Below are 15533 nucleotides of genomic sequence, written 5' to 3' on the forward strand. Positions count from 1 at the left end.
TTTTGTAGTTCTGAAGTCACTATTCTTCTATGCGCCGCCTGTGACGTTTTTGTCGCAGGTGGCGTTTTTTGTCTCGTGAGAGTGGCGTGGTGCTTGTAACGTTATGATATAACATACATAAAGGAGGGATAATTTTATTCTACCCTTAAGGGGCCATAATGCTGTCTTCTCATTTTCTGCGCGGTGTTGCGCTGTCATTATTATCTACTACGGCGCTGTGCTCTGCTGTGTATGCTCAAGATGGGAGCAACACTCAGGAAGGCAGTGGGCGTACGAATTTTGGTTCGGTCGATCACCAAAAGAATGTTTCGGTATCAGAAACAAGCCGTACGGGTGAAGATAATATTGTTGTAAACGCTCATCTTGAGCGGGCGCGTGCTGCTTTGGAGCCGGCAACTGGTGCGACAACGTATCGTTTTTCGCGTCAGAATATCGAAGCTAATCCGGGCGGTGATAATGCCCCGATGACCTCATTGCTGGTTCAGGCGCCGGGTGTGGCGTTGGATAGTTATGGGCAAATTCATATTCGTGGTGACCATAATGAAGTGCAGTTCCGGCTTGATGGCGTGGCATTGCCTGAAGGTACGAGCGTCTTTGGTCAAGCTTTGATGACGCGTTTTGCTCATGATTTATCACTGACCACTGGTGCGCTGCCTAGCGAATATGGCTTTTTGCAAGCGGGTGTCATTGATATCACGACGAAAAATGGCTTTGCGGATGCGGGGGGGGATGTCTCGCTCTATGGCGGCGCACGTGATTATTTCCAGCCATCCGTGCAGTATGGTGGGCATAAAGGAAAGTGGGATTGGTTTGCTACGGCAGATTTTGTGCATAACCGCGTCGGTATTGAAAACACAGAGCCGAATTTTAATGCCCTTCATGATTTGACAAACCAATATCATTTTCTGGGGCATGCTCGGTATACAGTTGATGCCGATACTCGTCTTAGCCTAACGGCAGGCGTCTCAAACGCTGAATATCAGTTGCCCAACAATCCGGGGCAGCAACGACAATTTGCAGATCCAAGCTTTTTGAACAGCTCTTTGTCTCAGAAAGTATATGGCAGCGTTGATAGTGCCGGACTGAACGAGCATCAAAAAGAAATTACAGATTTTGGGATTTTATCGCTGCAAAAAGAACTGGGGCATTTGAGCGTCCAGAGTTCCATTGTCACACGTTATAGTTCCTTGCGTTATACGCCGGATCCGTTGGGTGATTTGGTCTATAATGGCATCGCGCAAAATGCGGCGCGTGGTGTGTTTTCTACGGGTAATCAGACGGATGCCACATGGCGCGTATCTTCTGCGCACACGGTACGTTTCGGTTATCAGACATATGTTGAACGTAATATCTCAAAAACAGATTCAAGTGTTTACCCGCAGACTGGCGCAGATGATAGCGGGAACCCAATCTATGGGAATACGCCGATTGGGATTCATTCTGGAACTGGGCGTACGGGGTGGATGTATGGGCTGTATGCCCAAGATGAATGGCGCCCTGTGCATAACCTGACCGTGAATTATGGCCTGCGTTTTGATGGCGTTGATGAGTATACCCATGCCAAGCAAGTAAGCCCGCGTTTGAACATTGTCTATCAGCCTTGGAGGGGTGGAGTGCTTCATGCCGGGTACTCGCGTTACTTCACGCCGCCACCTTTTGAATTGGTGGGTGGAACATCACTCTTGCCTTTTGCTAATACGTCAGCAGCGCCGGGGACGTTCCAAAATGATACGCCGCGTGCTGAGCGGGATCATTATTTTGATGCCGGTATTGCTCAGACCATTCTGCCTGGTTGGCATGCCTCTTTCGATGCGTATGTGAAGCTTGCGAAGAACATGATTGATGAGGGGCAGTTTGGTTCGCCCGTTCTGTTGTCTGTTTTCAATTATCGCCGTGGGCAAGTGCATGGCTATGAATTCACGACCGATTATACGCATGGGCCTTTCAGTGTGTACGGCAATATGTCGTGGTCACGGGCTATGGGTAAGGATATTGTATCCGCGCAGTGGAACTTCTCACCTGATGACTTATCTTATATCCAAAACCGTTGGATCCATTTGGATCACGATCAACGTTGGACGGCATCTGCTGGGGGAAGCTATACGGCCTTTGATCGTTCATCGCACCCACTGCGCATGTCTGCGTCTATGATGTATGGCAGTGGTCTGCGTGCAGATGGTGTCGTGCCGAATGGTGCATCCGTGCCGCAATATGCGACGTTTAATCTTTCGTTCGTACAGTCCTTCCAAAACTTGTTCCATAGTCGTTTCTTTAAGACGACGCAGTTGCGCTTGGATGTGACGAACCTCTTTGATCGCACGTATTTGTTGCGTGATGGGTCTGGGATTGGGGTTGGAGCGCCGCAATATGGTCTGCGTCGTACTATTTTGACGGGTATTGAGCAGCGTTTTTGATGCTCTGGCACAGGGCATATTTTATGCTCGGAGCGGCATGATAAAAAAGGGGGCGGATTATTCCGCCCCCTTTTGTGATTTGATTACATAGCGAGCAGTTTGTGCTCGGATTGGGAAGCAATAATGCTATGCTGTTCTTTTTGTAAGCCGATAACCTCAACCGGTAGATTATGCGTTGCGAGTTTATCGACCACATTTTCAAGCGCTTGCACGGAGGTGATGTCCCAAAAATGCGCTTGAGTAAGGTCTAAGATGATGCTTTTGGCGTGGCTATGATAGTCAATAGCGTCGGAGAGGCCATTGGCTGATGCGAAGAACATTTGTCCTTGCACGCGGTATGTATCTGTCGTGCCGTCCGTTGTTTTTTCTACAGATAGCATGGCGGCTGCGCGCCATGCGAAGAAAACACCATAAAGAAGAACGCCAACCAGTACGCCTGCGGCTAAGTCATGTGTGAGAACGACCACAGCGACAGTGACCAGCATGGTGAGGCTGGAGAGTTTTGGTTGGCGAGCTAGTTCGCGGAAGCTGCCCCATGCAAAGGTGCTGGCAGAGACCATGATCATAATGGCGACGAGGGCTGCCATCGGCACTTGAGCCACCCATGGGTGCAGCATGACCATGAGGATGAGCAAGAAAGCACCGGCGGTGAAAGTGGATAAGCGGCCGCGGCCACCATAGCGCAAATTGCCGACGGTCTGACCAATCATACCGCACCCAGCGATACCGCCGAAGGCACCAACGAGAATGTTGGAGAGGCCAAGCCCCGTGCACTCTGCGCGTTGGTTGCCGTGTGTATCTGTTTCGTCGTCAACGACGGTTGCCGTCATCATGGACTCCAGCAGGCCGACGGATGCCATGGCGAGTGCGTAAGGAAAGATGGTGGAAAGCGTTTCCCATGTTAGCGCAATATGCGGCCATGTGAGGTGGGGCAGGCCTGTTGGGAGGTCGCCGAGGTCATGCACGGTGCGGACCGGCATGGGGTGCAGCATGGTAATGGCCGTTAGAATAATAATGCAGATCAGAGGGGAGGGGATGGCGGTTGAGATTTTGGGCGCGAGATAAATAATGGCTAAGCCAAGAGCGATGAGGGCATAGGTGGGCAGGCCAGCGCCAAGGATTTGGGGAATTTGTGCCGAAAAAATGAGAATGGCGAGCGCGTTGACAAACCCTGTGCGGACTTCCGCAGGGACAAAGCGCATGACCGATTCAAAACGTAGAAGGCCGAAGATGATTTGTAGAGCGCCTGCGAGTAACGTGGCAGCCAGCATCATATCCACGCCGTGGCGGTGTACGAGTGGGGCCGCAACGAGGGCGACGGAACCAGCCGCGCCGGAGATCATGCCGGGGCGGCCACCAAAGATGGCGATGGATACCGAAATAACAAAGGAAGCAAACAGCGAAACCGCCGGGGAGACGCCAGCGATGTAGGAAAAGGCAATAACTTCAGGAATAAGGGCAAATGTGCCGACCATACCGGCCAGCACTTCGCGCAGTGGGTTTTCTGCCCATTGTTGACGATAAAGTGCAAAATTCATGACGATAGTCCTTTCTTGGTACGTGGTCGTGTTCACTCACGAAAGCAGTTAATAGGGTGCGACGTATTCGGGCCCGGCGCGGCAATGTTGACCCCAGTGTAACGCGGGAGCGTGTAAGAATGAACCCTCGTTTCTGCTGAGGGGGCGGGTGAGCATGGGGGTGCTTGTGTATTTTGCGAGGGTGGAGTGCGTTTTTTGAAAAAATTGCATTTTTAAGAAAAAATCTTTGAAAAAGGGCTAGACGCCTTCAGCCGAATTTCCTATACATCCCCTCGCTGTGTGGCGGATGTAGCTCAGTTGGTAGAGCGCCGGTTTGTGGTTCCGGTTGTCGCGGGTTCGATCCCCGTCATTCGCCCCAGCAAACTTTCCCTAAAAATAAAATACTCTCTTCTATTCAGTGAATAGAACCGGTTTCTTTGGGTTCTGTAGCTTGAATTTTTATAGAGCTCTCTTTGTGGAAAATTGTAGTAGTGTGTGCTCCTTATTGTTTGAAAAGGGCACAAAAAACGCGCCTTGTAGCGCGTTTTTTTATGTATTGGCTCAGAAACGTCTGAGCCAATGATCGTTTAGAAGCGTGCAGAAACGTCGAGGTAGTAGTAGCCACCCGTAATGCCAAGCTGGTTGGTGCTCATGTAATACTGTGGAGCGCCGAGGTAGCGGTTGTTGTTTGGAATGCGTGATGGATACGCGGAAAAAATGTTATTTCCGCCGAGTGTGGCACTCCAGTTGGGATTAATATTATAGGTAACGGAAGCATTTGTCGTCCATTTGGGTGTGTTCTGGAACTGACGGTACACATTGGTCAAGCCAACGAGAGGACCTGAATAATAGGTCAACTGAGATGTTGTTTGGCCGTAGCGGATTTCATGTACGGAGACATTCCATTTGTTTTGTGGGGAATGCCATGTGCCGCCAAAGATGAGTTTTGAGCGTGGATACGCCGTTGTGATGTAGGCAATATACTGTGCGCTCAGCAGGGGATCGCCATTGGTTGCGGTGGATTGGTGGCGAAGGCGTGTACGGTTGAGGTTCAGGGCGGCATCCCAATCAACCTGTCCGTAGTGTCCAAGCGCTGTATTATATGTCGCGGTGAGGTCTAGCCCTTGAGTGCGGGTGGTCGCGACATTGGCAAACCAGTGTGTTGAGAGTTGGCTGGCTGGCCAGTTTTGTGCGGCAGAAGAGATGGGGAAGTTGTCTTGGACCAATGCGTTATAGGCATTGATGCCATAGACATTTCCGCCCGGTTGAATGCGGTCCCGTAGGTCAATTTGATAGATATCTGCGGTGACATGCAGTTTATGAATTGGCTCGGCGATAATGCCGCCTTCAGCGCTTGTCGAGTATTCTGGCGTTAGGGCGGAGGCTCCGTTGCTCAAAGCGCCGGGAGAGTTAACGGCAATCAGGCCGCGTGCGGCGTTTGGAGAGACGGCCAGTGCGGAATAATGCTGTTGTGCAAGCGTTGGTGCGTGGAAGCCTGTGCTGAAGGTTCCGCGAATGGCAAGGCGTGGGTTAAAGTCATAGCGTGTGGCGATTTTGCCTGTGCGTGCATCACCAACATCTGTGTAATGCTCAGTGCGCCCGGCGAGATCAACCTGCCATTGTTTGGTTAGGTGTGTGGCGATGTCGATATAGCCTGACACAACATCACGGTTCCAATTGCCTGCGTTGAAGGCGGAGGTGCCGGGAATGGCGTCAGAGCCTGTGCCTGCCGTGCTATCGGCAGAGCCGGTGCCGATGGAATAGGACTCATAGCGGTAGGATGCGCCGCCTGCGATGTTGATGCTGTGAGGCCAGAAGGAAAGATTGACCTTGCGGGAGAGGTCAAAGCTATTGGTCCACTGGGAGTCGTTATATCCCTGAGCATTGCTAAATCTCGTGGGAGTACGGCCTGTTGCTTTTAAGACGGCAGTATTGGTGGTGCTCAGAGCATCAAAGCGATCAAAATCACGGCCATAAACGGATGATAGATCCCAGTTCCAGCCTGCGAAAACGCCTTTTAAACCTGCGGTGAGTTCGAAGTCATTTTCCTCCAGCGCCATGATGGGGGTGTAGCCATTGGGGTAGAGGGCCGCATAGGCTGGATAAGATTTGAGAGAACTCGCGAGGCGGTTGTTCTGGTAAGATTCTGCATGCCGGTGTGCATAGGTTGCTGAACCATATGCTTGAATGTCTGCCGTTAGGTCATAACCGGCATTGAGCGCGATGCTTTCGCGGGTTTGTTCGGGTTGGCTCAGAATGGGGTTGCTGTATGTTCCAGTACGGTTATCTGCTGCGGAACGGTAAGCATGGTCTTGGTGAACAAAATCACCGCCAATATGTAGGAATCCGCGATCACTAAGGTGGAATCCACCGTCTAAATAGACGCCTTGTTGGAAGCCGTCACCTTGGCTGGTGATGCCCGTATTCGAGCGGATATTGAGGCCATGCGCCTGCTTTTTGAGAATAATATTCACGACGCCAGCAATGGCGTCTGAGCCGTATTGAGCAGATGCACCATCACGCAGGACTTCAACATGGTCGATCATGGACATGGGGATCATGTCGATATCAACGGGGGTTGCGCCTTGGGTTGGGCCGGGGTCTGCGTAAATATTTGCTGTAGTGTGGCGGCGCTTACCGTCAACTAAAACGAGTGTTTCGTTAGGGTTGAGGCCGCGTAGGGAGATAGTGTCTGTCAACGCGCCGGCATCAAAACCTGCTGTTGGAACGGTTAGGGATGGTAGGAGCAGAGAGAGTGCGTCGCGTAGGGTGGGTTGCCCCGTACTGGTGATTTGGCGGTTGGACACGACGTCAAGCGGGGAGAGGGAATCACGGGCTTTTTTGCCGAATTCACGCGTGCCTGTGACGATGACCGCTTCACTGCCGCCGGCAACTTCTGGTGCTGGTGCTGAAATGTGGGTGGTGCGGTGTTTGGTATGAGGTTGTGTTTTGGTCGTTTCTTGGGCGTGAGCACCGGACATGGGAATAAGAAGAGTGGTGCTGAGCAGTGCGCCCAGCAGGGCTGGAGAAACACCTTGTTTCTTCCGATGAACTTGTATGTGCTTCACGTTATAACGTCCATATATCGTTATTATTGTTTCATGGACATTAGAGCGCGTTTTGGAGTCGTCAATAGTGGGGAAAAGAATACTATATCATTCATTGTGTGAAGTGTTGAAAAAAGCACACTAATAAAAGGTTATTTTTGTATCCTAGGCGCTAAGTTTATTACGTTTGGGTTTCAAAATAATATACTTCAAGCATAAAAAAGCTGGCTCCTTAGAAGAAGGAGCCAGCTTCCCAAGGCTTTTGGCATTTTGCAGAGAGCAATTATGCGCTCTCTTGTGTGCCTGTATGCTTGTCCACTGCTGCGGGTAGGAATTGCGCAAGTGCTGGTAGGATGGTTTCTGCTGGCAGGCCTGTTTTGGACACGATGGTTTGGATTTGCGTGTCGGTCAGTAGGTTACGCAGTTCGTCGGTTGAGATCGGCAGGTTTTCGCCATTGCCAATCCATGACTGAATTTTTTCTTCCAAGCCGGCATTGCGTGCTTGGGAGATCAGCATATCGATGCCTTGTCCCTTAAGCATATCACCAATCTGGCCGCCGAATTTATCAGCTAATTGACCGCCAATTGCGCCAGCAGCTTGGTTCAGAAGGTTACCGAGGAAGCCACTCATACATGTTCTCCGTTCAAAGGGTATGCGCTAGGTGTTAAAGCTTAGAAAACTTTCTTAAGTTTCCCATCTTGTGGCACTTCGATGTCGATTTCGAGCATGGAAACAGAATTGCCACGATCAACTTTGACCTGAACCTTCTCTTGATCCACCGCTACGTGGCGGCTGATCACCTCCAAAATTTCTTTATGGAGTTGTTTGATGAGGTCAGATTCCCCTTCGCCGTCTCCACCGCGCTCATGGGCGAGGAGGATTTGCAAGCGGTCTTTCGCGACAGCGCTGGTCGATTTGGGGCGGCGGGTTAAAAGATTGCTAAGAAAACTCATGCGCCCCTCCGCTTGAAGAGCCATTCGAAGAGGCCGCGTTTTTCAACGGGGACGGAGACTTCCAGCTCTTCACCGGATAGGCGGCGTGCGGCTTCCTGATAGGCGCGTGCGGGGAGGCTGTCCGGTGCTGCGAGCGTGACGGGGGAGCCAACATTGGAGGCTTTGAGTACGTCTTCGCTCTCTGGCACGATCCCAACGAGCGGGATGGACAGAATTTCGAGCACGTCTTCGACGCTCAACATTTCCTTGCGGGCTGCGCGTGCTGGGTCGTAGCGGGTCAGAAGAAGGTGCTTTTCAATCTTCTCTCCGCGTTCTGCACGAGCGGTTTTGCTGTCGAGTAGGCCGATGATCCGATCAGAGTCACGTACGGAGCTGACTTCTGGGTTTGTCACGATCACGGCAGCATCGGCGTGGTGCATGGCTAATTGTGCGCCGCGTTCAATGCCTGCGGGACTATCGCAGATAATCCAGTCAAATTTTTCACGCAGCTCTTCGATGACTTTAGCAACGCCCTCGGAGGTCAGGGCATCTTTGTCGCGTGTTTGAGAAGCGGGAAGGATGGAGAGTGTTTCGCAGCGTTTGTCACGAATGAGGGCCTGAGCTAGTCGGGCATCGCCTTGTACGACGTTAATTAAGTCAAAAACAACGCGACGTTCAGCACCCATCACAAGGTCAAGATTACGCAGACCGACGTCAAAGTCGACAACGACAACATTTTGCCCGCTTCGTGCGAGGGCGGCCCCGAGAGCTGCGGTCGAAGTTGTTTTGCCGACCCCGCCCTTGCCCGAGGTGACAACCAGAACCTTGGCCATGAATACTCCAGCTTTAAAAACAGCGATGCGAACATCGTTTTTGGGCGATAAACCTACCGTATATCTTATGAAATTTTACAGAGATACGGCAACAGAGGAAAATGAGAGCCCGTTAAATTATAGTGTACGCAGTGTAATGTGATCATTCACTAAGAGGGCATAAGCAGATTGACCGAGAAAGGTTGCCTCGAGTTCATCTGCGGTGGTGTAAAACCCGTCAATGGCGAGTAGTTCTGCTTCCATCTTTTGAGCAAAAATGCGGGCGTTCGCGTGTTCCATGATGCCAGCAATAGCGCGGCCGCGCAGGGCGCCATAAATATGAATGGAGCCTGCGGCAATAATTTCTGCACCGGATGATACAGCGCCTAGTACTACGACGTCTCCGTCAAGGTTTTGGATGCGTTGGCCGGAACGTACGGCGTCTTCAACAATGAGTGTCTTACCCGGTTGTGTCGTTGGGGAGAGTGTTGGTTCTTGTGTGGGGGCGTCAGGGAGTTCAACGGGGCCAGAGGGTTTTCCGCCATCGAGAGCTGCGGGCCAGTCCCATGTAGCAACAGCAGGCCAAGTGGGGTCGCCACCTTCAATGCCGATAATGCGCAGGCCGCGTTCGATGAGTGCGTTTTGAAAATTAGATAAATCGGGCGTGTCTGACGAGAGCAGGCCGAGATCTAGGATAATGGGTTTGCCATTGAAGAGCGTGCCAGAACGGGCGATCTGTTGGTCAAGGCCGTTTAGCCAGTGATTGAGTGGTGCTTCTGGGGAGAGGACAAGCGCGAGGAAGGAACGCCCACGTGCCCGGATTCGGAGTGCAGGAGTGGTCTCGGTTTTCGGGGGAGGGGACTGGGACATCGCTGAATCGTGCGCCTGACAATCGGAGTAGGAAAAACGTCGTTGCTTCACACTGCCAGATGAAGACTGTGCTGATAAAGTGCACACAGTGATTTCCTCCGAACCGGAAGTGGTCTAGTAAAGACGTATGCGTATTCTGCATCACCTTCCACTGTCGCCGCAATGCCGGCTGGTTCGTCTCGCTCTCAGTGAGAAGCGTTTGCCATTTGACCTAGCTGTTGAGCGGGTATGGGAACAGCGCGAAGATTTTCTAACGTTGAACCCCGCAGGTGAAGTGCCTGTTCTGGTCGAGGAAAACGGACTTGCTGTTCCGGGGGGGCGCGTTATTTGCGAGTATCTGGATGAGGCGTATCCAGATACCCCATTAATGGGGCGGACGTTGGCGGAGCGCGTGGAAGTTCGCCGTCTGTTGGATTGGTTTGAAACACGCTTTGCGGCGGAAGTGACCCAGAATCTTTTGGGTGAGAAAGTCGATAAGCGTTTGCATGGCCGTGGGCATCCAGATGGGAATGCGCTGCGGGCAGGCTATGGAGGCTTACGTTTCCACCTCGATTATATCAGTTGGTTGGCAGAAACGCGTTCATGGTTGGCTGGGAAGTCTATCAGTATTGCTGATTTTGCTGCAGCGGCTCATTTGTCGTCCTTGGACTTCATCGGGGATATTACATGGTCTAAGGCGCCAGCCGCTAAAGAATGGTATGCTCGGGTAAAGTCACGCCCGTGTTTCCGTGGGCTTCTGTCGGATCGTATGAGCGGTATTGTGCCGCCTGCGCATTATGCGAATTTGGATTTTTAAGACCTTTGACTCAACATTCTTCTTCCCAATATGACGCCGTTATATTGGGCGCAGGTGCTGCGGGCCTGATGGCCGCAACGGTTGCTGCGCGTGGTGGTTCGCGTGTTTTGGTGCTGGATCATGGTGCAGAACCGGGGCGTAAAATTCTCATTTCGGGTGGTGGTCGGTGTAACTTCACCCATTTGGAAACGAAGCCAGAGTGCTTTTTGTCTAATAATAAGCATTTTGCACGTTCAGCATTGGCGCGGTTCACGGCTAAAGACTTTTTGGCCATGGTCGAGCGGCATCGTATTGCGTGGCATGAAAAGGCGCGTGGGCAGTTATTTTGCGATGGTTCAGCACGCCAAATCGTGGCGATGTTGATGCAAGAAGCAGAGGCTGCTCATGTCGAATTTGGCTTTGGCGTTAAAATTGACCAAGTGCAGCGTAATGACGCGGAGTTCCGGGTTCTGACGTCTGAAGGTGAGATTACGGCGCAGTCTGTTGTGCTGGCTACGGGGGGACTATCAATCCCGAAGCTGGGTGCCAGTGATCTCTCTTTACGTGTTGCGAAGAGTTTTGGTCTTTCATCAACCGCGACAGATCCTGCGCTTGTGCCGCTATGCATAGCGGAAAGCGATCCGGCATTGGCGGGTGTATCTGTGCCTGTTATCGCCTCGGCACAGAATGAGCGGACGGGACGCAAGGCGGTGCGCTTTGAAGACGGGTTAGTCTTCACTCACCGTGGTATCTCGGGGCCTGCAGTACTACAAATCTCATCGTATTGGGATCGTAATGCGCCGGTCATGTTTAACCTCGCGCCGGGCCGTGATCTGTTGGCTGACTTTCAGGCCTTAAAGGTTTCACGACCACGTGCAAAGCCGCCAGCACTTTTGGAGTTCCTGCCGACACGTTTGGCGCGCTCGATTGTGGACGGCTTCCCGCAAGAGATGATGCGTACCGAACTGGCCAATGTCCCAGATCGTGTTCTGAAGGCTTTGGCGGAGCGCGTAGGGCAGTGGAGTGTGATGCCTTCAGGGACTGAGGGGTATGCTAAGGCTGAGGTTATGCGAGGGGGTATTGATACGAAGCATTTATCCTCGCAGACGATGGAAGCACGAAAAGTACCGGGCCTCTTCGTTATTGGTGAAGCAGTTGATGTGACGGGCTGGCTGGGTGGACATAACTTCCAGTGGGCATGGTCTAGTGGTGTTGCTGCTGGGCGTGGCATTGTGGCGCGCGCTCAAGCCAATGCGGCGGTGCCGGATATTATGCCATAAGATTTCATTGGTGCGCTTTGTTGTGTCTGAATCATGCGGAGGTCGTTGTGTTTCGTATCGTACAACAGAGCGCGCTTGTGGTTTTGGGGTGTGCGTCTTGCTTGTTATTGGCGGCATGTGAAGGAGGTGGGGTGTCCGGTCCAGGGGGGCCTATGGCTGTCAATGGGGCAGGGTGCCAAGCGGGCATTTATACTTGCAAGCCTCCGATGAAGGTGCCGTTTGCTGTGCCGTGTTCGTGTGAGCAGGCTAGTGGGTGGAGCGGTGGAAGTGCCGGGCAGCGGTAAGGGGGCTGTCGGGTTGTTTTCTTTATGTTCTTCTCTAGGGTGGTGGGTCGGAAGCGGCTTATTATAACGTTAGAGTAGTCAGTATGATTTCCATGCTCCCATGGATTGTTGCGTTTATTTCTTTGGTAATTGCTGTTTTGGCGTTGACGAAAAACGGACGGCAGCAAGATTTTACGCTGTTTTTTGATCGTGAAGCAGATGAGCGGGCACGTGATGCGGAGTATCAGCGCCAGCATCTTGTGGATATTGAGCGGGCGCTTTCTGGGCGCTTAGATGCGCTGCGTTTAGAAACAACAGAGCGTTTGGCCGCAGTAACGCAGCGTGTGGGGCAAGATCAGGCAGATAATCGCTTGCTATTGTCAGAAGCGCTGCGGAATATGTCCGATGGGCAAGCCCGGCAAATCGAGCGTATTCGTCTTGCGGTGAATGAGCAATTGCATGGTGCTGTTGAAAAGCAAATGCAAACAAGCTTTCAGCGTGTGGTTGAGCAGTTTGGCTTAATGCAAAAAGCTTTGGGTGAAGTGTCGAGTGTGACCGCGCAGATCGGAGACCTAAAGCGCTTATTCTCTAATGTAAAATCCCGAGGAGGCTGGGGCGAGGCGCAGTGTCGTGCTTTGTTGGATGATGTTCTGCCGGAAGGCAGTTATGAGACGAATTTCCGCGTAGGGGAGGGGCTGGAAAGTGTTGAATTTGCAGTCCGTATGCCTGTGCGGAGTGAAGCGCCACCTTATTTGCCGATTGATAGTAAGTTTCCAACGGAGGCGTATGAGCGTTTGTTAAACGCAGCAGAAGCCTCTGATGTGATGGGGGAGAAGGCCGCCCGCCGTGAGTTGGAAGTCGTGATTAAGGCAGAAGCGCGGAAGATTGCTTCTAAGTATATTCGTCCACCCGTTACGGTGGAATTCGCGGTTTTATATGTGCCTACGGATGGGCTTTACACTGAAATTTCTCGGATGCCGGGTGTTATTGATGAGATAGGACGCCTGCACCGTGTGCTGATCATGGGGCCTTCTTTGTTACCGGCTATGTTGCGTACGGTGCATCTAGGTTATGTTACTTTGGCCCTTGAGGAGCGGACTGAAACCATAGCTTCTCTTTTGGGCACGACGCGACAAGAAATGTTGCGTATGGATGAAGTGTTGGAAAAGTTGCAGCGTAATGCTGGAACGATGGGCAGTACGATTGAAGAAGCCCGGCGTCGCACACGGGTTCTGGGGCGTAAATTGCGTGCGCTTGACGGAACTGAGATGAGTGATGCTGAAGGTTAACCCCGTTTTTAATGGGAACTTCAAGCGTTACGGCTCATGTGGGGAGGTATGATGATGTCTGCTGAAAGTCATGAGGCGGTACTCCGCCAATCCGAACCTGCGATCCGGCTGCTGCTGATCGAGGACGATGATAGCATCGCGGCGGAAGTTGTCGCGGAATTGGAGGCGCGTGGTTACGGCGTAACGCGTGCGAGCACTGGGTTAGAGGGCGTGGATGAAGCGATCTCTCGCCGTTATGATCTGATGGTAGTGGATCGTATGCTGCCAGAGCTGGACGGTTTGAGCGTGATTGAGCGCCTACGCCGTGAGCAGATTATGACGCCTGTCTTGGTTCTGTCCGCGCTGTCTGCTGTAGATGACCGTGTCAATGGCTTGAAGGCGGGTGGTGATGATTACCTGACGAAGCCTTTCGCCATGGAAGAGTTGGCCGCACGCCTTGAAGCACTGCTGCGCCGTCCGACGGATAGCCGTGAAACGGTTTTGCGGGTTGGCCCGATTGAGATGGACCTGATTGAACGCAAGGTCTTTCGTGAAGGGCGTGAAGTGGACCTGCTGCCGCGAGAGTTCCGTTTGTTGGAATATATGATGCGCCGCCCCGGAGCTGTTTTGACGCGGACCATGCTCTTGGAAGATGTGTGGAACTATCGCTTTGTACCGCAGACCAATCTGGTGGATGTGCATATCGGTAAGCTGCGTCGCAAGATTGATGTGCCGGGTGAGGCGCCGTTGATTCAAAGTATCCGTGGCGCTGGGTTCAGTTTGCGTGTTCCAAACTGATATTTTTCGGACGGCGACGTTCCGGCTGACGCTGGCCTTTGTCGTCGCCATTATCGCGGGCGTTTTGCTCCAGTTTATGCTCGTTTACGGGCAAATGACGAATTATGAGCGCGCCCGCTCTACAGATTTTTTAAAGCGTGAAGCGGCTCTTCTGGTGCAAGAAACACCAGAAGAGCTAGAAGATGCTGTTCGTGACCGTACGAAGACGGATCTTCGCGTTATTTTGAACGGTGCTGCGCTGTTTGATCTGATGCATCAGCCTATTGTGGGTGATATTCATACATGGCCGGAGGGCTTGGAGGTTTCACCTGAAGCGCAGCGTCTCTGGGTTGTGCCACGTAAGGATCGTCCGTTTGAGATGCGCTTTATGGCGGTGCGTGTGCCAGATCGGGACGGACATTCGGATGGGCGTGTTCTAGTATTAGCCCGCTCAATGCATATGGCGGATGAGCTACGCTATATCACCAAGCGATCGGCGCTTATGTCGGTTATCCCGATTGTTTTATTTGCATTATTGGCGGGTATTTTCTTGAGCCATCGTGCTTTGGCGCGTGTGAAGGAAATGCGCGAAGCGATTGTGCGGATTATGGGCGGGGATTTGCAAGAGCGCCTTCCGGTAGGGCGGGAGCGGGATGATATTGAGCGTCTCGCCAGTGCTGTAAACCGGATGTTGGATCGTTTGGAGCACCTTCTGGATGAGATCCGAGATGTCGGGAATGACATTGCACATGATTTGCGGACGCCTTTAGCCCGCGTTAGGGCGTCCTTAGAGCGCGTGACAGGATCGGAGGATGTGGAGCATTTAAATGCGGTGATTCAGCGTGCAACGCAGGATCTCGATCAATGTTTTTCGATTATTACCGCTCTTTTGCGTATCGGGGAGCTTGAGAATGGCCGGCGGCGCGCGGGCTTTGCGATGACGGACTTAACGGAGGTCGTTGCAGGTATTGTGGACTTATATGAGCCCATTGCGGAGACACAGGGCATTGCGTTGCATCAGGACGGCCTGACATCAAAAGCTCTTCTCTATGGGGACGCGGACCTTTTGAGTGAGGTTTTGGCAAATTTGGTGGATAATGCCATTAAATTCACCCCAGAAGGCGGCGAGGTTGGGCTGCGCGTTGAGCGACAAGCGGATCATAAAATATCGGTACAAGTTTTTGATACGGGTATTGGTATTCCTGAGCAGGAACGCGGCGCAGTCTTGGGGCGCTTTTACCGTTCTGACAAGAGCCGGCATATTCCGGGGAGCGGTCTGGGGTTAAGTCTTGTTTCCGCTATTTTGGATCTTCACGGTGCGACTCTGACAATTGAGGCTTATCAGGAAGGTCATCATTATCCGGGGTCCGTCTTTACTCTGGTCTTTGAGGCTGCTGCTGCGGAGAATGGCATGGAGAATGGCACATAAGTGACGTGATATTTTCGTGAAATTAGGGGTTTGGCAAAGAACTAAATTCAATTTTGCTTGTCGCATCGTGTTCTTACGATATGTCTGAGGGGCTTGTGTAAGGAGAGCCCGTTGAGACGGATCATGAATGACGAGATGTTCGCCTTAG

Annotated in this window: 12 protein-coding genes and 1 tRNA gene; 7 read left to right on the top strand and 6 right to left on the bottom strand. The window is 52.2% G+C overall.

The window, feature by feature from the left end:
- Window positions 1-158: 158 nt before the first annotated feature.
- Window positions 159-2414, top strand: a complete 2256-nt coding sequence (locus NTH01S_RS03790; protein WP_068169671.1) for a TonB-dependent receptor — start codon at window positions 159-161, stop codon at window positions 2412-2414.
- Window positions 2415-2497: 83 nt separating this feature from the next.
- Here the strand turns inward: NTH01S_RS03790 and NTH01S_RS03795 are convergent, their stop codons facing one another.
- Entirely contained in the window at window positions 2498-3952 is a 1455-nt protein-coding gene (locus NTH01S_RS03795; RefSeq protein ID WP_068169674.1) for a SulP family inorganic anion transporter, read from the bottom strand.
- 282 nt (window positions 3953-4234) lie between these two features.
- Between NTH01S_RS03795 and NTH01S_RS03800 the strand changes: the two genes are divergently transcribed.
- Window positions 4235-4310: transfer RNA gene (locus NTH01S_RS03800), tRNA-His, on the top strand.
- Window positions 4311-4518: 208 nt separating this feature from the next.
- Here NTH01S_RS03800 and NTH01S_RS03805 read toward each other — a convergent pair.
- The 5 genes from NTH01S_RS03805 to minC form a co-directional block, all read right to left on the bottom strand.
- The gene (locus NTH01S_RS03805; RefSeq protein ID WP_084366951.1) at window positions 4519-6912 is read right to left on the bottom strand and encodes a TonB-dependent receptor plug domain-containing protein; all 2394 of its coding nucleotides are present in this window, start codon (window positions 6910-6912) and stop codon (window positions 4519-4521) included.
- A gap of 349 nt (window positions 6913-7261) precedes the next feature.
- Window positions 7262-7609, bottom strand: coding sequence for a YidB family protein (locus NTH01S_RS03810; RefSeq protein WP_068169677.1), 348 nt, complete (start codon window positions 7607-7609; stop codon window positions 7262-7264).
- 41 nt (window positions 7610-7650) lie between these two features.
- On the bottom strand, window positions 7651-7932 hold the full coding sequence (minE, locus tag NTH01S_RS03815; protein WP_068169865.1) for a cell division topological specificity factor MinE: 282 nt from the start codon (window positions 7930-7932) through the stop codon (window positions 7651-7653).
- Window positions 7929-8744, bottom strand: coding sequence for a septum site-determining protein MinD (gene minD, locus NTH01S_RS03820; protein ID WP_068169680.1), 816 nt, complete (start codon window positions 8742-8744; stop codon window positions 7929-7931). Before minD ends, minE begins: the two co-directional genes overlap by 4 nt.
- A 117-nt stretch (window positions 8745-8861) precedes the next feature.
- A complete protein-coding gene (gene minC / locus NTH01S_RS03825; RefSeq protein ID WP_068169683.1) occupies window positions 8862-9593 on the bottom strand; it encodes a septum site-determining protein MinC in 732 nt (243 codons plus the stop codon).
- A gap of 127 nt (window positions 9594-9720) precedes the next feature.
- Here minC and fzlA point away from each other — a divergent pair, with 127 nt between their 5' ends.
- From fzlA to NTH01S_RS03850, 5 genes are all read left to right on the top strand, one after another.
- Window positions 9721-10389, top strand: coding sequence for an FtsZ-binding protein FzlA (gene fzlA, locus NTH01S_RS03830; RefSeq protein ID WP_068169687.1), 669 nt, complete (start codon window positions 9721-9723; stop codon window positions 10387-10389).
- Between the two features lie 68 nt (window positions 10390-10457).
- Window positions 10458-11648, top strand: coding sequence for a BaiN/RdsA family NAD(P)/FAD-dependent oxidoreductase (locus NTH01S_RS03835; protein WP_068169868.1), 1191 nt, complete (start codon window positions 10458-10460; stop codon window positions 11646-11648).
- Window positions 11649-12015: 367 nt separating this feature from the next.
- A complete protein-coding gene (locus NTH01S_RS03840; RefSeq protein WP_068169689.1) occupies window positions 12016-13200 on the top strand; it encodes a DNA recombination protein RmuC in 1185 nt (394 codons plus the stop codon).
- Between the two features lie 54 nt (window positions 13201-13254).
- The gene (locus NTH01S_RS03845; RefSeq protein WP_370664297.1) at window positions 13255-13977 is read left to right on the top strand and encodes a response regulator transcription factor; all 723 of its coding nucleotides are present in this window, start codon (window positions 13255-13257) and stop codon (window positions 13975-13977) included.
- Window positions 13964-15385 carry a HAMP domain-containing sensor histidine kinase gene (locus NTH01S_RS03850; protein ID WP_068169693.1) on the top strand — a complete coding sequence of 474 codons (1422 nt, stop codon included), beginning with the start codon at window positions 13964-13966 and terminating at the stop codon, window positions 15383-15385. Before NTH01S_RS03845 ends, NTH01S_RS03850 begins: the two co-directional genes overlap by 14 nt.
- The last annotated feature ends 148 nt before the right edge of the window (window positions 15386-15533 follow it).

Origin of the sequence: Neokomagataea thailandica NBRC 106555 (assembly GCF_001598495.1) — a bacterium.
Classification (GTDB): Bacteria; Pseudomonadota; Alphaproteobacteria; order Acetobacterales; family Acetobacteraceae; genus Gluconobacter; species Gluconobacter thailandicus_A.